At 55.4% G+C, this 24,506-nt stretch carries 19 protein-coding genes; 4 read left to right on the top strand and 15 right to left on the bottom strand.

What is annotated here, in order from left to right:
• Positions 1–32: 32 nt before the first annotated feature.
• Positions 33–575, bottom strand: a complete 543-nt coding sequence (locus VFU50_10925) for a putative metal-dependent hydrolase (GenBank protein ID HEU5233366.1) — start codon at positions 573–575, stop codon at positions 33–35.
• A 219-nt stretch (positions 576–794) separates the two neighbouring features.
• A complete protein-coding gene (locus VFU50_10930) occupies positions 795–1,184 on the bottom strand; it encodes a thioesterase family protein (GenBank protein HEU5233367.1) in 390 nt (129 codons plus the stop codon).
• Positions 1,185–1,551: 367 nt separating this feature from the next.
• Between VFU50_10930 and VFU50_10935 the strand changes: the two genes are divergently transcribed.
• Positions 1,552–4,791, top strand: a complete 3,240-nt coding sequence (locus tag VFU50_10935) for a TonB-dependent receptor (protein ID HEU5233368.1) — start codon at positions 1,552–1,554, stop codon at positions 4,789–4,791.
• Between the two features lie 106 nt (positions 4,792–4,897).
• Here the strand turns inward: VFU50_10935 and VFU50_10940 are convergent, their stop codons facing one another.
• Entirely contained in the window at positions 4,898–5,632 is a 735-nt protein-coding gene (locus tag VFU50_10940; GenBank protein HEU5233369.1) for a hypothetical protein, read from the bottom strand.
• Between the two features lie 344 nt (positions 5,633–5,976).
• On the opposite strand from VFU50_10940, the gene VFU50_10945 reads away from it, so the two are divergent.
• On the top strand, positions 5,977–7,596 hold the full coding sequence (locus tag VFU50_10945) for a M20/M25/M40 family metallo-hydrolase (protein HEU5233370.1): 1,620 nt from the start codon (positions 5,977–5,979) through the stop codon (positions 7,594–7,596).
• Between the two features lie 150 nt (positions 7,597–7,746).
• On the opposite strand, the gene VFU50_10950 is transcribed toward VFU50_10945, so the two are convergent.
• The 7 genes from VFU50_10950 to VFU50_10980 form a co-directional block, all read right to left on the bottom strand.
• Positions 7,747–8,913, bottom strand: coding sequence for a M24 family metallopeptidase (locus VFU50_10950; protein ID HEU5233371.1), 1,167 nt, complete (start codon positions 8,911–8,913; stop codon positions 7,747–7,749).
• Positions 8,914–8,959: 46 nt separating this feature from the next.
• On the bottom strand, positions 8,960–10,210 hold the full coding sequence (locus tag VFU50_10955; protein HEU5233372.1) for a beta-ketoacyl-[acyl-carrier-protein] synthase family protein: 1,251 nt from the start codon (positions 10,208–10,210) through the stop codon (positions 8,960–8,962).
• Positions 10,211–10,326: 116 nt separating this feature from the next.
• A complete protein-coding gene (locus VFU50_10960; protein HEU5233373.1) occupies positions 10,327–11,283 on the bottom strand; it encodes an SDR family oxidoreductase in 957 nt (318 codons plus the stop codon).
• A gap of 86 nt (positions 11,284–11,369) precedes the next feature.
• Entirely contained in the window at positions 11,370–11,837 is a 468-nt protein-coding gene (locus tag VFU50_10965) for a hypothetical protein (GenBank protein HEU5233374.1), read from the bottom strand.
• A gap of 10 nt (positions 11,838–11,847) precedes the next feature.
• A complete protein-coding gene (locus VFU50_10970) occupies positions 11,848–13,305 on the bottom strand; it encodes a sigma-54 dependent transcriptional regulator (GenBank protein HEU5233375.1) in 1,458 nt (485 codons plus the stop codon).
• Positions 13,302–14,153 (bottom strand): HAMP domain-containing sensor histidine kinase, encoded by an 852-nt coding sequence (locus tag VFU50_10975; GenBank protein ID HEU5233376.1) that lies wholly within the window; start codon positions 14,151–14,153, stop codon positions 13,302–13,304. The genes VFU50_10970 and VFU50_10975 overlap by 4 nt, the downstream gene beginning before the upstream one ends.
• A gap of 253 nt (positions 14,154–14,406) precedes the next feature.
• Positions 14,407–14,745: a PilZ domain-containing protein gene (locus tag VFU50_10980; protein ID HEU5233377.1), complete on the bottom strand. Its 339-nt coding sequence runs from the start codon at positions 14,743–14,745 to the stop codon at positions 14,407–14,409.
• A 664-nt stretch (positions 14,746–15,409) separates the two neighbouring features.
• On the opposite strand from VFU50_10980, the gene VFU50_10985 reads away from it, so the two are divergent.
• Complete coding sequence (locus VFU50_10985) at positions 15,410–16,474, top strand: sigma-54 dependent transcriptional regulator (GenBank protein HEU5233378.1); 1,065 nt, start codon at positions 15,410–15,412, stop codon at positions 16,472–16,474.
• Positions 16,475–16,791: 317 nt separating this feature from the next.
• On the opposite strand, the gene VFU50_10990 is transcribed toward VFU50_10985, so the two are convergent.
• Positions 16,792–17,877: a GntG family PLP-dependent aldolase gene (locus VFU50_10990; GenBank protein ID HEU5233379.1), complete on the bottom strand. Its 1,086-nt coding sequence runs from the start codon at positions 17,875–17,877 to the stop codon at positions 16,792–16,794.
• 142 nt (positions 17,878–18,019) lie between these two features.
• Here VFU50_10990 and VFU50_10995 point away from each other — a divergent pair, with 142 nt between their 5' ends.
• Entirely contained in the window at positions 18,020–18,259 is a 240-nt protein-coding gene (locus VFU50_10995) for a hypothetical protein (protein ID HEU5233380.1), read from the top strand.
• 25 nt (positions 18,260–18,284) lie between these two features.
• Here VFU50_10995 and hemW read toward each other — a convergent pair whose 3' ends face one another.
• From hemW to uvrA, 4 genes are all read right to left on the bottom strand, one after another.
• Positions 18,285–19,481: a radical SAM family heme chaperone HemW gene (gene hemW, locus VFU50_11000; protein ID HEU5233381.1), complete on the bottom strand. Its 1,197-nt coding sequence runs from the start codon at positions 19,479–19,481 to the stop codon at positions 18,285–18,287.
• A gap of 145 nt (positions 19,482–19,626) precedes the next feature.
• The gene (pyrE, locus tag VFU50_11005) at positions 19,627–20,247 is read right to left on the bottom strand and encodes an orotate phosphoribosyltransferase (protein HEU5233382.1); all 621 of its coding nucleotides are present in this window, start codon (positions 20,245–20,247) and stop codon (positions 19,627–19,629) included.
• Positions 20,248–20,573: 326 nt separating this feature from the next.
• The gene (locus VFU50_11010; GenBank protein ID HEU5233383.1) at positions 20,574–21,380 is read right to left on the bottom strand and encodes a type II CAAX endopeptidase family protein; all 807 of its coding nucleotides are present in this window, start codon (positions 21,378–21,380) and stop codon (positions 20,574–20,576) included.
• Between the two features lie 247 nt (positions 21,381–21,627).
• Entirely contained in the window at positions 21,628–24,465 is a 2,838-nt protein-coding gene (gene uvrA, locus VFU50_11015; protein ID HEU5233384.1) for an excinuclease ABC subunit UvrA, read from the bottom strand.
• Between the last annotated feature and the right edge of the window lie 41 nt (positions 24,466–24,506).

Genomic DNA, 24,506 nt, shown 5'->3' on the forward strand with positions numbered 1-24,506 from the left:
CCGATGGCCCGATCACCCGATGACCCGATTCCTCACCATCGCATTCGCTGTCGCAAGCTGGTTATGTGCGCCACGTGATGCCGCCCATGCCAGGCATAGAGGGCAACCATCCAGTCCAGCGTGCGCACTCCATGTTCGGGGTGGCGGAAGGTGCGGGAATAATCGGCATCGGTCAAGGCGCGAAGAAGGTGATTCCAGCGTTCGTGCACAGCGTCGAGCATCGTGAGCGACGTTTCAATTGGCGTGTTAGGCACGTCGGCGAGAGTTGCCCATGCTTTTTCGTCGTACGGCTTGATCGTAGGCTCGCGTTCAGTGAGCGCCAGTTTGGTTCGGATAAAGGCGTGCATGTGCGAATCAGGCACATGGTGCACGACCTGCCGCACTGTCCATCCACCCGGACGATACGGCGTATCGAGCTGAGCTGCATTGAGTCCGCGCACAGCTTCGCGCATCTTTGCCGGAGTCTGCGCAATCGCCTCGATAGCAGCCGTGCGCTGCGCTGCACTCATCAGAGTTTCATATTGGAACTTGCCAATTGGATAGCTGAGATCTGGGACCGATACGGCCGTGCTCATGAAGTCTCCTCTCTTTGATGTTCCGTCAATTGATTTCGAGAGCGCGAGCTTGGTCGCAATATCTTGGTGAATCACGTGGAGCCGGGCGCCCTAGCCCGGGTGTTTTGCTTGGAACTGTTACCTCCGCGTGGACCGTGTTCTGATCCGTTCCATCGGCCGTGGATTTACAAGCAATATGGAATTACACCAAGCACCCGGGCGAGGACGCCCGGCTCCACGTTAGGTATTCCTGATCTTGTCCAAAAACCTCTTCACATTCACAACAGCGCGGTGCACTGTGCCCGATCCGATTGACTGTTGCTCATTGCGAGCAGTTACCCGGTAAATGAAGAATCGCCCGTCGATGCGCTCCAACACGGCCTCGGCGACAACTGTTTCTCCGATACCGGTAGGTGCGCGGTGATCCACATGGATCGCTGTCCCAACAGTCGTTTCCCCATCTTCGCAATAAGGCTCCTGCGCCAGATAACAAGCACCCTCCATCCACCCGATCATCCAGGGCGTAGCCAGCACTGGCGGCAACTTCGGATCGATTCCTGCGAGCGTGTGCTTGTGTTCGACTACATGTGTCAATTCGGCGTGGATGCCCATGGGAACGTCTTTGCTCATGCTGTATCGACGATAAGAGGCTCGACTATACGGGAGTTGGAAAGCGGTGTGCAATCGTTTGACTAAGCTGCCCATTTCAACGCGGATTTCCGGACTTTCATAGATTTTGCATGACACTCGGTCCCAAGCTACAAAATCCCGTATCGGCTGTGAATATCCTCTGCACTACTCTTGCTGCACTCTTTGTAAAATTCACGATCGATCAATCTTGGTATGGAAAACTGTCGCTCAGCGATGATAGATTGCAACGTCCCCCTTCCAGTTTTCATGGATTCCAGGCTGCCGGATCCTGGGCTCTCCTGACCGGACGCCTGACTGATAGGTAGATTTTCGCTTGATGCTGTCAACTTACAGGAGCTTCGAATATATGCTGTCGCAAATTAGCAGTACGCTCAGCGTGCGCTTTGCCGATTCACGCGGATACCTGCGAATCTTTGCCTTGCTTGCCACATCTCTGCTGCTGTGCGTGAGTGGCCTCGCTCAATCAACAACTGACGGCGCGATTGGCGGCACCGTTTACGACGCCAACGGTGCAGTCGTGCCCAATGCCACCGTCACAGTCCACAACAACGGCACCAACGCCGAACAGCGCATCACGACTGACGCCTCGGGCTACTACCGTGTGCGCCAGCTTCAGCCGGCGACCTACACCGTAACCGTCAACTCAACGGGATTCTCGCCCTACAAAGCTGAGAACGTCGTGGTTCAAGTAGGCAGTTTGACCGATGTTTCGCCGCGACTCGGAGTTGCGGGGGCTGCGGAAACGGTCAGCGTGACCGCAGAGACTCCAGAAATCAACACAAGCTCGCCGGATTTCGCGCCCGTCGTGGATGCGACTCAAGTCCAGAATCTCCCGATCAATGGTGGACGCTGGTCTGAATTTGCGCTTCTTACTCCTACAGTCCTGAACAACGGCAGCGGCTTTGGACTCATCAGCGTGCGTGGAGTCAGTGTGCTCCTGAACAACAACACGGTGGATGGAGCCGACAACAACCAAGCTTTCTTCTCCGAGGAGCGTGGGCGCACTCGAGCGGGATATTCGACTCCGAAAACCGCGGTACAAGAATTTCAGGTAAACACATCAAACTACTCGGCGGAATACGGTCGAGCGGCAGGTGCGGTTATTAACACTGTGACGAAGAGCGGCACCAACGCACTGCACGGAGAGGCGTATTTCTATGATCGAGATAACGATTGGGGAGCCAAGAACCCATACACGACAGTCTTCGCCCAGACCGGTCCCGGCCAATTTACGAAAACAGTTATTAAGCCGAAAGACTGGAGAAAGATCTGGGGACTTTCGATCGGCGGTCCAATCATCAAAGATCGGCTGTTCTTCTATTTCAACTATGATCAGTTCCGGCGCAACTTCCCCGGTGTCGCTGCGCTAACCAATCCGACTGCTTTCTTTGCCGCTCCAACAGCTTCACAATTGAATACCCTCTCCGGCAATCTTGGAATCACAACCGCCGCCGCGCAGACGCTGTACACCACTGCCCAGAATGACTTCATTGGCGAATTGGGAACAGTTCCTCGAACAGGCGAGCAGATCATTTTCCTGCCAAAAGTCGATTGGAATATCAGCAGCAAAAACCATGCATCATTCGAACTGAACAGGATGCGCTGGCACTCGCCCGCAGGTATTCAAACGCAGGCAAACGTCAATTTTGCGAATTCAAGCTTTGGGAATGACGACGTGAAGGATACCTGGGGCATCGCCAAGCTCAACACATTCATTACAAACACACTGGCGAATGAAGCCCGGTTTCAATACGGTCGAGATTTCGAATTCGAGCACCCGCAACCCGCAAATGCCTATGAACAGGCACATCTGCTGCATCCAACGGGCTATACCAATCCATTAGGAATTCCGCCGAACGTATTCTTCAGTTTCAATTCGTTCAATTTTGGAACCGCGACTTTCCTCGATCGTGCCGCATTCCCCGATGAACGACGCACTCAATTTGCCGACACAATTACCTGGTCTCACGGTAATCACAATCTAAAGTTTGGCGGAGACATTCTGCGCACCGATGATTTAAGCCAAAATCTCAGATTGCAATTTGGCGAATTCTTGTACACAAGCTTTGAAAACTATGTCTCTGACCTCACAACGCCGAACCGTTGCGGCGCAGCGCATACCCTGCCCTGCTACAGCAACTACCAGCAAGGATTCGGACCGTTGGGACTTGAGTTCCAGAACAGCGATATCGGCTTGTTTGCCCAGGATGATTGGAAGATTCTTCCGCGGCTTACTCTAAACCTCGGCCTGCGCTGGGATTACGAAACTATGCCTGATCCCAAGTTCCCCAACACCCTCGTACCGCAAAGCACCGCTTTACCGTCTGACAAGAACAACTTGGGACCGCGCGTTGGTTTCGCATATGACCTCTCCGGCAACGGTACTTCCGTTGTACGAGGCGGCTATGGCATCTTCTTTGGCCGAATCATTAATTCGACCATCTACAATGCATTGATCAACACTGGCAATCCCTCCGGCCAGGCATCGTTTACGTTTAATGGAACGAGTAACACGACTCCTGGCGCACCTCCGTTCCCCCAGATCCTCACATCACTTCCGACTGGCGCAACGACTGCCAAACCTAATGTTGTTTTCCTCGACAAACATTTCCAGGCTCCTCAAATCCACGAGGCCGATCTCACGTTCCAGCACGATTTAGGACATAACAATGTTGTCTCGCTTAGCTGGTTGGGGAGTTATTCGCGCGAGCTACCTGGTTTTGTCGACAGCAATATTGCTCCTGCTACTTCTACAATCCGCTACACGATTCAACCGGGCGGTCCTCTACCGGCAGGCACTGTCGTAAGTATGCCGCTCTATACCGCGCGTCTGAATTCAGCGTTCGGCTCCATGACTGACGTCTTCAGTGGGCTGAATGGTTCTTACAATGCGCTTGCTGCGCAATTCACGCATCGCATGACCAAGAACGTCGAGTTCAATGCGAACTACACATGGGCGCATGCGATTGACTACAACCAAAACGAATCCACGTTCAGTGACACTAACGACCTTTTTGATCCATACAATCTCAGTCTGGAAAAGGGAAACTCGATCTACGATGTGCCCAACCGCTTTGTGTTTAACGCGGTGGCGCAAACGCCTTGGAGATTAGATGGCTGGAAAGGAATACTCAGCAATGGATGGGAGATTGCGCCGCTCGTCCAGATTCAGGACGGTCTTCCCTACTCACTGACCACCTCGGGCGGTGCTCCAAGTGGAACCGGCGCACTACTGAGCAGCACCATCAACGGCTCAGGAGGGCGCTCCGGATTGCCCATTCTTCAACGCAACAGTTTCCGGTTCCCGGGAACGCAAGTTGTGGATCTTCGCATTTCCAAACATTTTGCTTTCCACGATCGCTATAGCCTTGAATTGTTGGGCGAAGCATTCAATCTGCTCAATCACTTCAACGCTACCGGAATTACTACGCTGGGTTACAAAACGGGTGGAACGGCGGCGGCTCCGATACTGACTCCAAACGTGGACAACACAGGTACTCTGTTGTTCGGCCAAGTTACAAATGCCAACAGTAATTTCGCCTACTCGCCGAGACAGGTGCAGTTGGGAGTTCGACTGATGTTTTAGAAGACCTTTATTAAGTTCAAGGCGGCAGCCGAAAGGCTGCCGCTTTTTTGGGCCGAAGACTCCGTGACCTCAGGTTTAAACCTTCGTGACCTTCGTGTTCGCTCTTCTAACGTCGGCGGTAGTGAATCACAAACTCGTAAGGCGGAACGGGAGGAAAGAGCTCTGCGATTTTTCGCAAGCGCTCAGCGAGAGAGCCCGGCACGAGGAGCGGGTAATCACGTTCGCGCAGGTCGTAGTAGTCAACATCGACTGCTAGCGACAGAAGATAGACGGCAATCGCGTCTGCGAACGTCGTGTTCAGATATTCATTGCGGGCCTTTTCGCGATCGCCGGAGTGTCCTGTTGCTAACTTTCGGAGTTCGAAGGCGTCCATGCTGCTTTCTCCGCGGACATTCGCTTCGGCTTGCTTCCAAACAATCGCCGCGAATTCTTCCGAAACGCCGGCCTTCTCAACAAACGCATGGCCTACATTGATGAAGAACTCGAAAGCAACGGAGAACTTGTCTTCCATTACGCGCGTCGAGATGAAGACGCACTGTGAGTTGCCGACGTTGTAGTTACGATGGCATACGGCGCGGTCGCTCAGCTCGGTTTCGTAGCGCTCGGCAATACGGGTTTCGTCGCCTTCGCCGACCGTGAGCGGGACGAAGTAATACGCTTTGCGCTGCAAGGCGGCGGCGATCGCCGGCGGCACGGCTCCGATCACGCGCTCCAGGTCCTCGCGCGAGATGGTGTTCTCGCCAAACATCGTGTAGCAGATGCCGTTAGCCGCTTGCGCGACTTTGGCGCTGCGCACGACGTCGGCAGCCGGACGAGTCTCCACGTTGGCGGTCTGGGACATTGAGCAGATTCTATCAGCCGCCGCTCACTCCCACAGTGACGGCTGTCGGCTGGACTTGGCTTTGTCTGTCATTCCGAACGCCTGGTTTTGGCGGAGGAATCCCTACGGACGCTCATGAACGTCGGTTTGTCTTGGCCATAGGGATTCCTCTCTCCTGCTCACGCAAACGACACGCGCGAGCATCCGCTCGGAATGACAGAACAAAGCCGTCGCACCTGTTACTATTCTCCCCGCACTCCATCGAGTGCGGCGAGTGCGCGTCCACAGGCAGGCGCGAACCCCATACATTTCATCATTTCATTGGAGGTCACAACGTGAAGGTTGCGACACGCTGTTGTCTTTGTGTGCTTTTACTTCTGCCTCTCTATTCGTTTTCGCAAGCGCAGGAAAAAGTCGATCTCGACATGGTCACGAAAATCCGGTACGAGGGATTCCGTAATTCGCATATCCGCGAGATCGCCGAGGGATTGCTGGAGCAGATCGGCCCGCGTCTCACCGGCTCTCCTAACATGAAACGCGCGAATGACTGGACTCGCGACGAGCTCACGAAGTTCGGTCTGGTCAATGCGCATCTGGAATCCTGGGGACCTTTCGGTCGCGGATGGTCGAATGACTACGTCAACGTCCGCATGCTCTCGCCGGATATTCAGACCTTCATCGCATATCCCAAGGCCTGGACGCCGGGCACGGATGGCGCCGTGCATGGCGACTGTGTGCGCGCCGATATCAAGACCAAGCAGGACTTTGCTAAGTACAAAGGCAAGCTGGCGGGCAAGATCGTCATCTTCGGCGACATGCCCGAAGTAAAGCCCATTGTTGAAGCTCCATACGAGCGCTATACGGACAAATCGCTCACTGATATCGCCGATTACGAAATTCCCAGTGAGAAGCCGCGCTTCAGCCCCGAAGACATACAGCGTCGGCAGCAGTTCCAGCGCGACCTGAACGCATTCTTTGCGGAAGAAAAGCCGCTTGCCGTTATCGATCACAGCCGAGGAACCGCCGGTGGCGGAACGGTTTTCGTGCAATCGGGCGGTCCTTATCAGAAGAATCAGCCACAAGCCGCTGTACCGCAGATAACGATGGCAATCGAGCAATGGGACCGCATTGCGCGTCTGCTCGAAGACAAGCAGCCTGTTCAGCTTGAGGTGAACGTCAAGAGTAATTGGTACGACGCCGACGATCAGTACGACACGCTTGCCGAGATTCCCGGAACCGACAAAAAAGATGAAGTTGTGATGCTCGGCGCTCACCTCGATTCGTGGCATAGCGGTACAGGGGCGACCGACAACGGCGCCGGGTCGATCGTAATGATGGAAGCCGTGCGAATCCTGAAGGCTTTGGATGTGAAGCCGCGGCGCACGATCCGCATCGGGCTATGGAGCGGCGAAGAAGAAGGGTTGCTCGGCTCGCAGTGGTATGTCATGCACCATTTTGGGTCGCGCCCGCCGCTGACCGGCCTGCAGCAAGGCACGCCTAGCCTGCGTCGGCGAGAGGCTGGACCGATGACGGTGAAGCCGGAGCAGTCGAAGGTCTCGGTATATTTCAACATCGATAACGGCACGGGCAAGATTCGCGGTGTCTACATGCAAGGTAATGCCGCCGTGCAGCCGATCTTTGAGGCTTGGATGAAGCCCTTCAAAGATCTGGGCATGGATACGCTCACGATGCGCGATACCGGCGGCACCGATCATCTTTCATTCGACGCCGTTGGCATTCCCGGATTCCAGTTCATTCAGGATCCAATCGAGTATGAGACGCGCACGCATCACTCGAACATGGACGTCTACGATCGTTTGCAGTTCGACGACTTGAAACAGATTGCTGTGATTGTCGCGGATTTCGTCTATAACGCCGCTATGCGCGATCAGATGTTCCCGCGCAAGCCGATCGAGAAGGAGTTGCCGAAGCCGCCACAGCAGAAAGAAGAAGGAGAGGGCGCTCCCAATTCGGGAATGAATTAGCGCTGTCATTCCGAACGCCTGCTTTTGGCGTGAGGAATCCCTATCAACTTCAACCCCGGTTTTAAAAGCTTGTGGTGTCGGTAGGGATTCCTCTCTCCTGCTCACGCGAACTGCACGCGTGAGCATCCGCTCGGAATGACAAAAAATCGCTCAAATCAAAACTAACTCTTCCTGTTGTCGTCCTGTCACCTCGGCCTTCCCCGGGCGAGTGAGCACATTCACTTCGCTGCGAACTCCAAATTCCGGGAGATAGATCCCCGGCTCAATAGAGAAGCAGGTATTCGGCAGAATCTGACGCTCATCTTTCGTTTCGAAGTTATCGATGTTGGCGCCGTTGCCGTGTATCGCCGAACTGATATTGTGCCCGGTGCGGTGAACGAACTTGTCGCCGTAGCCCTTGCTGGAAATGAAGTCCCTTACGGCTTTATCTACTTCCCAACCGGCGATCTTCCGCCCTGCAGCAAAAGCCTTTTGCACCGTTTCGGAGCCTAGCTTGCGAGCGTCGCGCACAATGGAGAAGACTTCGCGCTGACGATCGCTTGGATTCTTACCGATAAAGCCGGTCCAGGTGATGTCGTAGAAGCAGGCTTCGGGATCTTTGGTTTTTGCCCATACGTCGAGCAGAACAAAATCCCCTTCTCTCATAGGCTCAGTGCGATCGGCGCGAGGCTCGAAGTGCGGGTCGCCGCTGTGAGCGTTCACGCCAACGATCGGGGTATCTTGTGACAGCAGGTTCTCTCGACGAAAAGCTTCGAGAATCCACTGTGCAATTTCGAATTCATTGGTTCCACCATTGCGAACCCGTTGGCCGATCACCTTAAATGCTTCAGGAATAATTCTGTCGACTGCGTCGCGTGCCGCGTAATGGCTGGCAATTTGCTCATTTGTAAGCACAGCTTCGAACTCGCTGACCAGGTCGCCGGAGCTGAGAACGTTCACTCCGAACGTGCGTAGAAGTTCTACGGTGCCGGCATCAACCAGTCCGACATAGGGAATCGCGTTTTGCGGCGAGTATTGCATGGCCAACCGCGGATAGGGCTTCACCATCTCCTGCAGGTTGCGCTGGAGTTCCTGCCAGGAAGAGTAGCTGCGCTTGGAGCCGGGCAGCGTGTCCAGATGGCCCGCCTCGATACGATGCACTAGCTTCTGAGGCTCGCCGGTTGCAGGCACGAGATAGAACCAGCGGCGTGTGACCATCAGGTCAGGACGTAAGCCGAGGACACGATACGCAATGGGATCACGATGATGATGATCGTAGAAGAGCCAGGCGTCAAAGTTGCGCTCACGCAGCGCTGATTGGATGCGGTCGAGATTCATGCAGGCAATTTTAAACCTGCGCTCCGTGTCCTCAGTGGCTCCGTGGTTAATGGATTTTTCGCAGAACCAGCGCGGAGTTCTTTGAACCGAACGCAATACAATTGCAAACCGCGTGCTCTACCTCGTGCTTGCGCCCAACTTCGGGAACGTAGTCGAGGTCACAGTCGGGATCGGGGTTATCAAGATTGATGGTGGGGGGAATCTGCGAGTGATGCATGGCAACAAGCGTCGCCGCGACTCCTGCTGCCCCGCAGGCGCCCTGCGGATGCCCAATCTGGGATTTCAGTCCCGACATAGGAGTGGAGTGTGCGCGTTCGCCCAAGACCAGCTTGAGTGCTCGAGTTTCAATGCGATCGTTAAGCTGAGTTGACGTGCCATGCAGGTTCACATAATCAATGTCACTGCAGGTCACACCAGCCTCCTGCATTGCTATAGAAATCGCGCGCGCCGGTTCCTCGCCGCATTCAGCCAAACGCACGCGATGGAAGGCCTCGCAGGTAGACCCGTATCCTGCGATCTCCGCATATATGTGCGCTCCGCGTGCGCGGGCGTGTTCGTACTCCTCCAGCACAAACATCCATGAGCCTTCGGCTACAACGAAGCCATCGCGGTCCTGAGAAAAAGGACGCGAGCCTCGCTCCGGATCGTGATTCCAGGAAGTCGTCATGATCTTCATCAGGCAAAAGCCCTTCATGATCCCGGGTGCGAGCGGTACGTCGACGCCTCCCACGAGCAGCACCGGAAGAGTTCCGAATTGGATCTGTCGGAGCGCGTAGCCGAGCGCGTCTGTTGATGACGTACAGCCTGTTGTGAATACGTGGCTAAAGCCGCGGAAGCCGAAGCGCATGCTCACTTCGCTGGACAACGTTCCCATCGTTCCACTGGGAATGCTGAATAAGCTTGCCTGCTTTACATTCCCCTGAAAGTAGTGGCGGTATTGCTCTTCGCTGAACTCCTGCGCTCCGCCTCCGCTGCCCAGCATTACGCCCACGTCGCGCTTCTCGTCCATGCTCATGGATTCAGGAACGAATCCGGCATCCTTCAGCGCTTCATGAGAGGCCGCGATTGCCAAAGGCACTGCACGAGAGACGTGCTTACGTTCGCGCGCATCGATCCACGCGAACTCATCGAAATCGGTGATCTCTCCCGCAATCTGCACGGGCAAATTGCTCGTGTCAAAGCGCGAGATGCGCTTTACTCCGCTCTTTCCCGCAAGTATTGCGCGGCAAAATGCATCTTTTCCAATTCCGTTTGGGCTCACTACGCCCATACCTGTGATGACGGCGCATTTGGCCATCGGTTCGGGCCCTCAGTGCCGATTGTATGCCGGGGGATGATGCGGTGCTCGGAAGAGCGGATTTCAGTCGACGTGGAGCGCTAGTCAACCTGACCACTAGACGCTGAGAAACCGCTTCAATTCGATGCGGCAGCGAACGAATGTTTATACCACTCGACCGTACGCCGCAATCCTTCTTCGAAGTTGACGGTCGGCTCGTATCCGAAAGCTGCTTTTGCGCGTGAGATATCCGCTAAAGAATGTTTCACGTCTCCAGTCCGGGGCTCTGCGTAACGAGGCTTTCCCGAGTAACCGATAATGCCGGACAACATTCGGAATGTTTCATTTAAGGAATATCTATCTCCGGTGGCAACATTGAAAACCTTGCCGCAGACCTTCTCCGCCGGAGCTGCGCACGCCAAGAGATTCGCGTTCACGGCGTTCTCAACATAAGTGAAGTCGCGGCTCTGCTCTCCATCGCCAAAAATTGTGCAGGTCTCTCCGGCAAGCATTTGGGAAATAAAGCGAGCCAGCACTCCGGAATATTGGGAAGTAGGATCCTGATGCGGTCCAAAAATGTTGAAGTAGCGCAGCGACACCGTCTCGAGACCGTACACACTGTGGAATGAGCTGAGGTAAAGCTCCCCTGTCAGCTTTTGCACGGCATAAGGGGAAATGGGATTCGACTGCATGGTTTCCTGCTTTGGCAAAGTTGGCGTGTCGCCATATGCAGACGAGGAGGCGGCATAGATCACTCGCTTGACCTTGGCGTCCCGCGCTGCGAGCAGCAGGTTGAAAGTGCCGTTGATATTTGCTTCATGGCTCTTGAGCGGATCCGCTACCGACCTGGGAACAGACGCGAGTGCGGCTTGATGCAGAACATAGTCCGCGCCCTGGCACATTTCGCCGACGCCCTCGGCGTCAAGAAGATCGATTTCGCGAAATTCAATCTTTCGCTCCAATCCGCAAAGATTTTCGCGTTTTCCGGTTTCGAAGTTGTCGAAACCGCGCACAGTCTCGCCGCGACGGACGAGTTCCTGCGCGAGATTGGATCCGATGAAGCCGGCGATTCCCGTGATCAGATAGGTAGCCATAACAATGCGAACCTATTGTATGGGAGTCGAAGTCCGAATGCGCTGCGATGCCGTTACGGATAGTAGATCCAAAGCCGACTCGACCTTCAATACTCAGAGCGAATTCCGAGCACGCGGAAATCGTTGAGAAATGATTTCACGACGAATACGACGCGATTATTGCTGTGAGGGTCTGGAGGGCGGAGAAAGAAGCCCTTGTCGGAAACGAATGGCAAAGAGTTATGAACGATGCCTTCGGTAATCTCGCCGTCTTTAAAGCGGATTTTGATCCATAGGCCCTCGATTTGCGGATTGCGCTCGAAGAATTTTACCTCTACGTAGTCGGTCCGTCCTTCGAGGGTTTTAACGAAGAAGAGGGCTTTCGCAGTATGCAGATCGACGGTTCGCTTGCTGCCGTCCTGCAGCTCAAGCGCGACTTGAGGAGGCAGGGTGCTCCCGATCGCGCCCGCGGCGAGAGGATCAAATGATTGGGTTTGCTCCAGATAGCCCTTAATCAGCGAGCCATCGGCGAGGTGCGCAACAACCTTAAGGTCATCCCGGTTGCCGGTCGGCATGTGCAACAGCTTACCTCAAGCCGGTTCGAGTCTCCGATAACCGATTTGAGCCAGGGGGAACGATCTGGTACTGCTTGATCTTGTAAAGCAAGGCTTTATAGCTGATGTTCAGCCGCGCCGCAGCTAGCTTACGGTTCCAGTTTGTGGCTGTTAGCGCCTGCTCAATGGCTCGCAACTCAGCTTCATCTTTCAGGCTGCGAACGAGCGATTTCAGCCCGCCTTCCGGAGTTCCTGCCGGAGTTCCATTCGGGGAATCTGGCGTTCCGCCGAGGCCCTTGCTCTTGGCCTCCAGTTCGGAAATGGCCATGTCTTCGTCCTGAAGCACGAGATAGCGCTTCACGAAGTTGCCCAACTCGCGCAGATTGCCCGGCCAGTGATACTGCACACAGGCGCGCAGCAGACGTTCTGAGTAGGCAAGAGGTGGATGAGCATACCGCTCGGAAAGTCGATTCATGAAGTGCTTGAGCAGCAGCGGAATTTCTTCGCGGCGCTCGCGTAGCGGCGGAATCTGCATCGTGAACGCGTTCAGCCGGTAATACAGATCTTCGCGCAGAGTCTTGTTCGCAATCGCTTCCTGAATGTTGATGTTGGTTGCCGCCAGCACGCGCACGTCAACCGTGATGTTCGAGCGGCTGCCGAGGCGTGAAAACGATCCGTCCTGCAGGACGTGGAGAAGTTTTGCCTGCAGTGGCGTGCTCATCTCGCCGATTTCGTCCATCAGGATCGTGCCCTTGTTGCACAGCTCGAACTTTCCCGGTTTGGGACGACTCGCGCCAGTGAAAGCTCCCGCTTCGTATCCGAAAAGTTCGCTTTCCAGCAGTTCTGCCGGCAACGCCGCGCAGTTCACCTTCAACAGCGGACGATGCGCGCGGATGGACATCTTGTGAATCAATCGCGCGAGAATTTCTTTACCGACTCCGCTTTCTCCGAGGAGCAATACGGGAACATCGACTTTCGCGACCAGCGAAACCTGGGCGCGAATCTGCTTCATCTGCGGGCTGGCCGCGAGGAAGAAGAGATCGTCTTCCAGATTCTCGACTTCGACATCGTCGGAAACTGAGTATTGCTGCAGATCTTTCTTGCCCTTTTCCGACTTGTCTTGTTCGAGGCAGCGCTTCAGGACAGCATCGAGCTCCGACTTGTAGAAAGGCTTGGTGACGTAGTCGAGCGCGCCGAGCTTAATCGCCTGCACGACCGTGCTCGTATCACTCACACAGGAAAGAACAACGATCTTCTGGTCGGGACGAACCTTCTTGCATTCCTCGATCGTCTGCAACCCATTCATGCTGGGCATTGCCATATCGAGAAGAATGAGGCTTGGACTCAAGCCCTCACGAACCCGCTTCACCGCCTCGAAGCCGCTGTTGGCGGTTTCTACGGCGTAGTTGTCCACCTCGAGCAGAGTCTTCGTATAGCGAAGCATGCTCGGTTCATCATCAACAATCAGAATGGTGGGATTTGCGTTCATTGTTGTTCTTTCGTCCTCATCGGAAGAAGCAAAGAAAACGTGCTGCCATTACCGGGTTCACTCTCGACCCAAATCTTGCCGCCATGCGCTTCGATTAAACGGCGCGCGATGGCAAGTCCGAGACCCATGCCGTGGGAGTCGGAGGTCTGCTGTAACCTGAGAAACTCGTTGAAAATTTCCTGATGATATTCGGCAGGTATGCCTGGTCCGTTATCGCAAATGCTTATGCGGACCGCGTTCGGTTGAGAATTACTTGAGGTTCTCCGCTCAGTTGCAATCGGCAGATTTTGTCTATAAGTGCGTCGTTCCCAAAGGTAGGCAGCTGTGCTCACGCGGACATTGCCGCCCACTGGAGTAAACTTCACCGCATTGTCGATCAGATTTGAAATTACGTGCTGCAGCTTGAGCTGATCGAAGAGCAGCGGTTTCAGACCGCTGTCCGGACGAAATTCCCAGCGCAAGCGCTTCTGCTCGAAGCGGCTCGACCAGTGCTCCAACACTTCGGCGACACACTCGTTCACATTGCCGAGTTCTTTGCCGATACGGATCTTGCCCGATTCCAGTGCACTAAAAGCGAGAAAGTCTTGCACAAAGCGCTGCAATCGCAGCCCGCTCTGTTTCATCTCTTCCAGAACTTTTCTTTGTTGCTCGTTGAGAGGTCCGAGAAGCTGGCCAAGGAGCAGATCGGTATAGCCAGTCATCACCGAAAGCGGAGTCTTTAACTCGTGCGCGGCAGATGCCAGGGCAATCGTGCGCCGGAAGATGTCCTGTTTCAGAGAGTCTTCAATTTCAAGCCGTGAGGCGGACGGGTTCGTACCACCGACAGCCTGACCAGGGGAACTAGACACGCTTTTCTCCGTTTCCGGCGGGAAAATCCGCGATGACCGGGAACTGCTGCTTGATTGTTATTCACACGAGGGTTTTGTTCAGGGCCGAGGGAGGGGTTTAGCCCACGAAGATGCCACTCTCGTTAAATCCTACTCCGCTAACAGTATCGCAATTTTTTGCGATTCTCAAGAGAAGTTTTGCAGAAATCCGGCCGGAAGTGGCTGAAACTACTATGAGTAATCCTAGATGGTTACCAAATCGAAGCGAACTGCGCTAAGCATCCCCTAGGGCAGAGGAAGCGGCTTGGGCAAGAAAATCGTAACTGTGAATGGCCGCCGCGATTCCAATTTTCCCCGTCTCTGGATCGGTCTGGACACGTACAACTTTGCCCTTGCAGGAAACTTGGATGGCTGCCGTCCTCGTCAATTCGGGAGGAAGCGTCATGGTGAACTCGATCTCCGAGTTCTCCTGGATTTCACAGTTGACGTAGAAAAACACTCCACTCGCGCTCACATCGCGAGTCTTTGCATGCACCGTGGCGTCTGAACCGGGAAGCCGCAACCAAACCGGCATTTCCAGAGGAAATCTGGGGAGTACGCGCTTCTCTTCCAAGGGCAAGGTCCTGTTCCTGAGATTTTCGCGTTCTGCAATCAATCCGAGCGACATATCGAGAAAGCTGACTCGTGTACCGGTGACCGGCGCTCTATTGGTACCGAACGCTCTTACCTATCGGGCCGGCATCCCTCTTGCCGGACCTTGTGCGCTATATTGCAGTTTCTCGACCATCTGCAAGATCCGAGCAAGTGTTGATTTCAAAGGAGTTTCTCTGCGAAATCAAGAGTTTCCACCACTCCGGTAAGTGCAAAGCGGTGCACACGGAATGGTAACCGAAGTGATTACCTCTGGCTTTTTGCGTTCACGGGATTGCTAGCTGATCGTCCATCTTTCCCTCACCATATTGTGATCGAGAGCGTACAAGCGCGATGTCTCCCGATCTCCGAAACGGTACTTGAGGGAAAGCACTTTATCTCAAAACTGAAACGATTTGCACTGCATCGTGCGAGTAGGGACATGTGGCGACACCATGTAAGACAGCAAAACCGAAGGTCAGGAATAACGAGATTAAGTTCTCGTAATCATCGGTTTACAGCACCGTCCCGGTAGTTTTCCACAGTCGAAAACGTCCATTTCCAGAGTTGGTCGCGAATATGCAAATAAATGCATCGGGAGTCTGTCGCCTCATGATTCGCAAGCGCCAGATTCGGAGAGTGACTCTGTGAGCGCAACCGCATTTGCGAATGGACATTCAGGACTCCTGGCTGGATTCCCGCCAGAGCGCGTGGTTTTCGGCAGCACAGAACGCATGCAGTCGCTACAGCGCAAACTGCACATTGTCGCGCAGGCGAACGTTCCCGTGCTGATCACGGGCGAAAACGGAACCGGCAAAGAGATCATGGCGCGCATGATCCACCAGCACTCCGGCATCAGCGATGGACCATTCGTGAAGGTCAACTGTCCGGCAATCCCGGGCACACTGCTTGAGAGCGAGTTATTCGGCTATGAGCGCGGTGCGTTCACTGGCGCGTACGCAGCGAAGCCCGGTCGCGTGGAAATGGCCAATCGCGGTACTCTCTTCCTCGATGAAATCGGGGAGATGGACCTCGGTATTCAGGCCAAGCTGCTGCAACTTCTGCAGGACGGGCAATTCAGCAGGATCGGCGGACAGGAAGATCGCAAAGTCGATGTCAGAGTAATCTGCGCGACGAATCGCAGCCTTGAGACCGAAGTCGCATCCGGCCGATTCCGCCAGGATCTCTTCTACCGCATCAATGTTGTTCAAATCCAAGTGCCGCCGCTCCGCCATCGCGCACAGGACATTCCAATGCTCGTCCACTATTTCCTGCAGCTCTATTGCGACAAATTCTCGGTACGTCCAAAGCCGATCTCGTCCTCGCTGCTCGAAATGATGCAGAACTACTCCTGGCCGGGAAACATTCGCCAGCTTGAGAACCTGATGAAGCGCTACGTCATCCTCGGCAACGACGAAGCCGTCACCTCAGAGCTCATAGTGCGCAATGGCGATTGCTTCGATCCCGTGATCCCAGCAGACGGCAAAATCTCACTCAAGAAGGCCACTCGTGACGCCGTCCGGGAACTCGAACGCCGAATCATCCTCAAAGTTCTGCACGCCCATAACTGGAACCGCAAGCGAGCCGCTCGGGCCATGAGCATCAGCTATCGCGCTCTGCTCTACAAGATCCAGGAGACGGGAATCAGTCCAGGCAGGGGCGTTCCGATCGATCTGCTCGACGAGGAACCCGTTGACGCTGTCGTAAATTGAAAATGCTGGTTACCGTGGATAACGCTGAGCAGGCACTTCGCTGCTAACAGCCTAAAAAACAGCGTAAGAAATCCGACTTTGCTGTTTTTCGCCCATTTTCCGCAAATTTCACCGAAAGAACAGCGAAAAACAACGTAAGAACACCGAAAAATTTCGTTCTTCGTAATAAGACGCAGTTGTGCAGTATGAGACAGGGGATGGTGCTCTTGCGACGAGTGCAACGATGCGTCCCAGCAGACTTCGACCCGCCCCACATGTTGGCCGCGTCTGAGTGAACGTTGAGCGAACCACGGCTCGGCGGAGCGGCGCCTACGCGGCTAGCCGCACACGGCTCGAATCGCCTCAACCGCCTGTTCGCAGTCTTCGCGAGTGACGTCAAAATGGGTAACCAACCTCACCAGCGACTGGCTCACCGCGCTGGCAATCACATTTTTCTCTTTCAGGCGCTGCAGAAAGGCCGCTGAATCCAGCTTTGTGCCGCTGATATCAAAGATGACGATATTCGTTCGGACTTTTTCGGGTGCGATTTTGATACCGGGAACGTCAGCCAGCGAGCCAGCGAGCCATCTGGCATTGGTGTGATCCTCGTCGAGACGGTTCGGCATCTCTTCTAATGCAATGAGGCCTGCAGCGGCCAGCACACCAGCCTGCCTCATGCCTCCACCCAGAGCTTTGCGCACCGAGCGCGCCTGATCGATGAATTTGCGACTACCAACCAGCATCGATCCGACGGGCGCCCCCAGGCCTTTTGACAAGCAGAACATTACTGAGTCGACCTTGCCTGCCACTTCGGCCACGGGACGCCCAAGTGCAACGGCCGCGTTGAAGATGCGTGCGCCATCCAGATGCACTGGGATGCCGCGGTCATGCGCCTGCCGGCAAATCTCGTTCGTCACTTCAGGGGCAGTAATCGCACCTCCAGCCATGTTGTGTGTATTTTCAAGTTCGATTAGCCCAGTCTGGGCTCGCGCATAACTGGAAGAAGGAATTTTGTTCTTGATCTCGCTCCAGGTCAGAATTCCGTCTTCGCCTCGCAAGGTGCGAATCAGGCAGCCCGAGAACAGTGCCGGCATCGCCATCTCCCAGTCGAGAATGTGGGCGCGCTCCTCGCAGATGATCTCCTGCCCAGGTCGAGTGTGGACCTTGATCGCGATCTGATTGCCCATCGTGCCCGTCGGCACAAACAGCGCAGCCTCACGTCCGAAGATGCGAGCCGCAGAGGCTTCCAGCCGGTTTACGGTCGGATCTTCGCCGTAAACGTCATCGCCAACCTCCGCCTCCGCCATGGCGCGTCGCATGGCCGGTGTTGGGCGCGTAACTGTATCGCTGCGCAGATCAATTACACGCGGTGCTACTGATGCGGGCTCATCTTGCTCGAGAAATTCCAGGGCAGGTTTGCTCATAATTGAATGAGACTACACTTTTCGTCGCGCACAAAAGAAATGGTGGCTGAACGATGGCGAGCATCGCTGATTGAGCCTGTAGATTTCATCGACAGCCTTATTCATCGCTTGATCGTATGATGGCACCATAATGGCGTCACGCATGCAAGTAAGCCTCGACTGCGAGACACATCAACACGCGCGCCGACGCGCTAGCCAGCTCGGAGTATCTCTGGCAGAGTACTTTCGCCGGCTAGTCTCCCGCGATCTGGCCGGACTCGAAACCAACGCTGATGTGGATCGCATCTTCGATCTCGGCGATTCGGGCGGTTCAGATTTTGCGAGAAACAAGACTGAGATGATTGCCGGAGCCATGGCTTCCTCCCGCAAGCGATTGCGGTAATTGTTGAGAAAGCGCAGATATCGAACTACGCAGTATTCACGCTCACTCCACATTCAGAGCGAATGAAACGCTCGAAGACTTCATTCGACAGCAGACGTCCCTGCGATGTGAGCCGCAGGTTTTCGCTACTCTCTTCCAACAGACCGAGCGCGATCAGTTCCCGAATCTCGACGGCAAAAGGCATTAGCTCACTGGATTCAAGTTCGGCAATGGGAATGCCTCGATTTAGCCTCAGGCCCAGGAACAAGCGCTCCTCTGCAGCATTCGCTGCACTGATGTGCGTCAGCACAGGCGCGGTCTCAGCCGCCAGATAGCCCGCCAGCTCGTCTCCGTGGCTGAACCTGAGCGATTCGAATTCCCCTGAGCAGCCTTGGGCATAAAGCATCGAGTGTGCATCCAAGCCAAATCCAAGATAAGGCTGGCGCGTCCAGTACTTCAGGTTGTGGCGGGACTCGTGCCCGCTTCGAGCAAAGTTCGAGATCTCATACTGCTCAAGTTCCCCATCACGCAGAAATTCGATGGCTTCCAAATAAACATCGGCAGCCAAATCCGGATCGGGAACGGCATGCGCGTGGTACCGGCTGCCGCCTGCGATCAGCTCGCGTCCGAGGCGCGAGTCTTCATCGACTTCGAGGATATAAACGCTGGCATGCGGCACGCCGGTGTTCGCCAGTTGCTGCAAGGAATATTGCCAGCTCTCCGCCGTCTGGTGCGGCAGGCCGGCAATCAGATCGATGTTGATGTTCGCTATTCCGAATTCGCGGAGCCGTTCAATATCCACCAAGGCTCCTGCCGCCGTGTGCAGCCGGCCAACAGAACGAATCTCCTGATCGACAAATGACTGCACTCCCAGGCTCACACGATTCACGCCAGAGTCAGCCAGCACGTCGATGGTCTCACCGCCCAGCGTTCCGGGAGCTGCTTCGACCGTAATCTCAGCATCTGCCGCGATTTCGAACTCACCGCGAACGATTGAGAAAATCTCTTTGAGATGCTCCGGCGAAAGCGTAGTCGGCGTGCCTCCGCCGAGATAAATGGAATCGACATGCCGATCGAAAGCCGCACCCAGTTTATTGGCCAAAGCCTCCGCCGCAACGATTTCCTCCCGCACTCGAGCAACGTACGCACTCATCAACTCCCGCGAGAAGACACCCGAAGCGAAATTGCAGAAACTGCACTTCGAGCGGCAGAATGGGACGGAAATGTAGATTCCGAGCGGCATCGCGAATGTCGAGTCAATTATAGGTAACACCAAAAACCAAGAGCGAACACGAAGGTCACGAAGGTTCAAAAGACGAGGTCACAGATAGCCTCTCCGTGGCCTTTGCCTTTTGAACCTTTGCGACCTTCGTGTTCGCTCTTAGGTTTTATTTTTTTTGCGTCAGATGAGCAGCACGAACGTCCGACGATGTGAAGATCGAAACAAACTCCGCATCACCCGCAGCTTTCTCCACTGCGGGTCGCCCGCCGGCTTCTTCCCTTTCCACCAGGCACGCTACTCCCGCGATCTCGAACCCAAACTCCCGCGCGGCTTCGAGGGCCTGGATGGTCGACGAGCCAGTCGTACACACGTCGTCGACGATCACCACCCGCGCACCTTTTCCGCGAAAGCCCTCGATGCGCTGGCCGGTGCCGTGCGCCTTCTCCTGCTTGCGAACTAAAAATCCATGAATCAGAGAATCGCTCGCGTCAGAATCGTTAGGCCGCGCCGAACGTGTCTGCGCAAGCTGCGCCGTGAGCTGCGCAACGGCAACCACGATCGGATCCGCTCCCATCGTTAGCCCGCCGATTGCAAGCGGCTTCCATTTCTTTTCCTGAATCAGATCGAGCAAAACACGGCCAGTCAGTCGCGCGCCTTCGGCGTCGAGCGTAGTCGTGCGGCAGTCGATGTAATAGTCGCTTTTGCCGCCGGAGGAGAGTTTGAAATCTCCGAGGCGGAACGATTGGCGAGCGAGCATGTTCAACAGGAGATCGCGGGAGGAGGGCACGCAATTACATTAGCATCGCTGACGCAGGAGCTAGATCAGACCATCGCACTCGTGCCCTCGTTTACGGAGATATCAGCCGTCGCGGTATGAACAGCATCTCTTAGTGCCTGTCATCCTGAGTCCGCCTTAGGCGGACGAAGGATCTCCCGCGATGTTTCGGCCTGAAATGCACTTTCCAGGCTCCTCGGCCATGTCGCTTGGAGTTCCTCGTGGAAGAGCCTCACCGGCAGCAATGATGTCCTGATCATTATCGGAGATCCTTCGTCCGCCTTAAGGCGGACTCAGGATGACAGTCCTCAATGCCTCGCAATCAGACGAGAAAAAACTCATCGCAACCGTTCCATGTGCTGAAAGCCCCCTGTAGCCACGAAGATCATCCCAAACAGAAACGCGTTGTACCCCGAATGAACCAGAAAGCTCGCGCCCACCGATTGCGCTTTTGCGCGCACGTAAGTCAACACCATGCCGACGATAAACAGCACCAGCAGCGGCGCCCAGGCGTGCGCAAGCTGTCCTTCGTGGGTAAACGCAAACAGCAGTGAGTTCAACACCATCGCAGCGAAAAAACCGATGCGGCGATAGAGTACTGGATAGAGAAATCCGCGAAAAAACAGCTCCTCGAAGAATGGCGCAATCACCACCCCGAAGACGGCGAGCATCCAGGCCGCGTGCGTGGTTTTGAAGAACTCGTCGATCGGCAGCGTTTTAGGAATGGGTAAAAAGCTCGATCCAAGCTGGATCAGCACAGAGAGTCCCAACCCGACGCCAAAGAACAGGACCACATTTGCAGGCCATTTCCACTTGATCGCGTTCCAGAATGGGGCGGTAGTTCCTCGTCGTACCACTAAGACCATGAAGAAAAGCGTGAACAGATACCCGACCGCTTGAGGCGGAATCACCGCCACAGGCTCGGCCGCCAATTGCCCGACGGTGTAGCTTCTCCACGCAGGAATCGCGTGCACGATTCCGAATGCGATCGCCGTCAGCAGTCCGGTGGCGATCAGGCTGAAGATGGCGATCAAAACAACATCGATGATTCCAAACGGCGGGTTCTCCACGAGCACGACTGCAGGAACCTGCGGCGGCGCAGTCTCAGTACTCGGTTCCAGCGGAGCGTTAGGCGTGAGCGACACTGTGGGTTGAGTTGAATCTACAGGAAATCGGGTGATCGGGTCATCTGGTCATCTGGTCATCTGGTCATCTGGTCATCGGGTCATCGGGTCATCGGGTCATCGGATAAAGTGAAAAGCAAAACCAGACGCGGATTGCGCGGATGGGACGCGGATAAACGCGGGAAAACTTAGATTCCAGCAATCCTGAAACATCCGCGTTGATCCGCGGGCGAAGCATCCGCGAAATCCGCGTCGGGTTTTTCCTTCACTATGTCTTCAGCGCGATCCGATCGCTCGATCCTTTCCACTTAGCCTGCGCCATATACTCACCGAGCGCCTGACCTGTGTACGACTTCTTTACGCGCGCGATCTGCTGCGGAGTGCCCTGGGCCACAAGGCGTCCGCCGTCTTCGCCGCCTTCGGGACCGAGATCGATGAGCCAGTCGGCGTTGCGGATTACGTCGAGGTTGTGCTCGATGATGATGATGGTGTTTCCGAGATCCGTGAGCCTGTGCAGCACGTCGAGCAATTTCTTCACATCTTCGAAGTGCAGGCCTGTCGTCGGCTCGTCGAGTAGATAGAGAGTTCTTCCGGTCTGGCGTTTGCTGAGTTCGCGCGCAAGCTTAATTCGCTGTGCTTCCCCGCCGGAGAGCGTGACTGCCGATTGGCCGAGCTGAATATAGCCGAGGCCAACATCGACTAGCGTCTGCAGCTTTTGTCGCACCTGCGGAATGTCTTCCAGAATCGGTAACGCATCCGCGATGGGTGTTTCCAGCAAATCGGCTATTGATTGCCCCTTGTAGCGAATTTGTAGCGTCTCGTGGTTGTAGCGCTTGCCGCCGCAGACTTCGCACTGCACGTACACATCCGGCAGAAAGTTCATTTCGATGCGGCGCTGGCCCTCGCCCTGGCACGCTTCGCAGCGGCCGCCGCTTACGTTGAAGGAGAAGCGCCCGGCTTTATATCCGCGCTCACGCGATTCGGGAAGCATGGCATAGAGATCGCGGATCTGTGTGAAGACTCCCGTATAAGTAGCCGGATTCGAGCGGGGGGTGCGCCCGATGGGCGACTGGTCGATGCGAATGACTTTATCGACGCTCTCCATTCCGCTCACGCTTTTGTGCGCGCCAGGTTCTTCCCGCGAGCGATAGAGACTCTTGGCCAGTGCGCGATAAAGAATATCGTTCACCAGTGTCGATTTGCCGGAGCCGCTCACGCCGGTAACGACCGTCATCACGCCGAGGGGAAAACTTACGTCGAGGTTCTTGAGATTGTTTTCCCGCGCCCCCAAAACGGTAATGGCTTTTCCGTTCGCCTGGCGCGGCTCGAAGCGGCTGCCGATTGTTTCTTCGCCGGAGATGTAGCGGCCGGTGAGCGACTCAGAAGAATGTTCGATTTCTTCCGGTGTGCCTTGCGCGACCAGCGCGCCACCATGCCGTCCTGCACCCGGACCTAGATCGATGACGTAGTTGGCGCGCCGAATTGTCTCTTCGTCGTGCTCGACGACCAGCACCGTGTTGCCCAAGTCGCGCAGAGATTCAAGCGCCGCGATCAGCCGATTGTTATCGCGATGATGCAGGCCGATCGACGGCTCATCCAGGACGTACAAAACTCCCCGCAACTTCGAACCAATCTGTGTCGCGAGACGAATGCGCTGGCCTTCTCCACCGGAAAGAGTTGCAGCCGAGCGGTCGAGCGAGATGTATCCGAGTCCAACAGCATTCAGAAACTGCAGACGTTCGGCAATTTCTCGCAGCACCCGCCCGGCGACGATCTGGCCTCGCTGATCGAGTTTGATCTTCTGCGCCGACTCGAGCGCCCGTGAGACCGGCATACCAGTGAAGTCAGCGATGCCTATCCCGTTCACCTGCACCGCCAAGCTCTCCGGTCGCAGGCGCTTGCCGTGGCACAGCGGGCAAGTCGTCGCAGACATGTATTCGAGCAGCCACTCGCGGTAGCTCTCGGAAGTCGATTCCTCTAAGTTCTGTTTTAGGAATGCAAGAATCCCATGGAATCCGCTACGCGCTGCCTCGCGCTCCGATGGTCCATACAGCAGCAGGTTCTGTTGTTCGGGCGAAAGCTTCTCAAACGGAATGCTGAGGTCGAGCTTGTAAACCTGCGCCGCGATCTCCAGCATGCGCTGCAGGTAAGTCGAACCGGACCCGGGCCCCAAACCACCCTCAAGCAGTGGTTTCGACCAATCGACGATCAGCTTGGCGGGATCAAAATCGTATTTACTGCCCAGCCCATGGCACTCAGGGCATGCTCCATAGATACTGTTGAACGAGAACGAGCGCGGTTCCAAAGCGGGAACGCTGATTCCACACTCGGGACACGCCATTTTGGCCGAGTACATGCGCTCGTCGCCATCCACAATCGAAACCACTACCAGCCCGTCAGCCAACTTCATCGCAGTCGCAACTGAGCTTTCCAGACGCTTCTCAATGCCCGGCTTCACCAGCAGCCGATCGACGACTACTTCAATCGTGTGGTTCTTGCGCTTGTCGAGCTTGATTTCGTCGAGCCCATCTTCGCCGCCATCGAGGCTGCGCAACTCTCCATCGATACGTGCGCGAGTGAACCCCTGCTGCGCCAGTTTTTCCAGTTCCTTTTTGAACTCGCCTTTACGTCCGCGCACAATGGGCGCCAGCAGCATCACGCGCTCTTCCGGCTTGAGCTGCATCACCTGTTGCACGATCTGCTCCGCCGATTGCCGGCTGATCTCGCGTCCGCAGTTGGGGCAATGAGGAACGCCAACGGACGAATAGAGCAGGCGTAAATAGTCGTAAATCTCAGTGATTGTCCCTACAGTCGAGCGCGGATTGCGAGTTGTAGTCTTCTGCTCAATAGCGATCGAGGGGCTGAGTCCGTCGATCGCATCAACGTCGGGCCGCTCCATCTGGTCGAGGAACTGCCGGGCGTAGGCGGACAGGGTTTCGACGTACCGCCGCTGGCCCTCGGCGTAGATGGTGTCGAAGGCGAGCGAAGACTTCCCCGAACCGCTAAGGCCGGTGATGACCGTTAGGGTGTTACGGGGTATCTCGACGTTGATGTTCTTCAGGTTGTGCTGGCGAGCGCCGCGCACCCGGATCGAGGTAATTGCCATTACAAAAGTCGAGACCTACAGAGGGGTTCGTTGACTGGTGG

This window comes from Terriglobales bacterium (assembly GCA_035764005.1).
Taxonomy (GTDB): Bacteria; Acidobacteriota; Terriglobia; order Terriglobales; family Acidobacteriaceae; genus Gp1-AA112.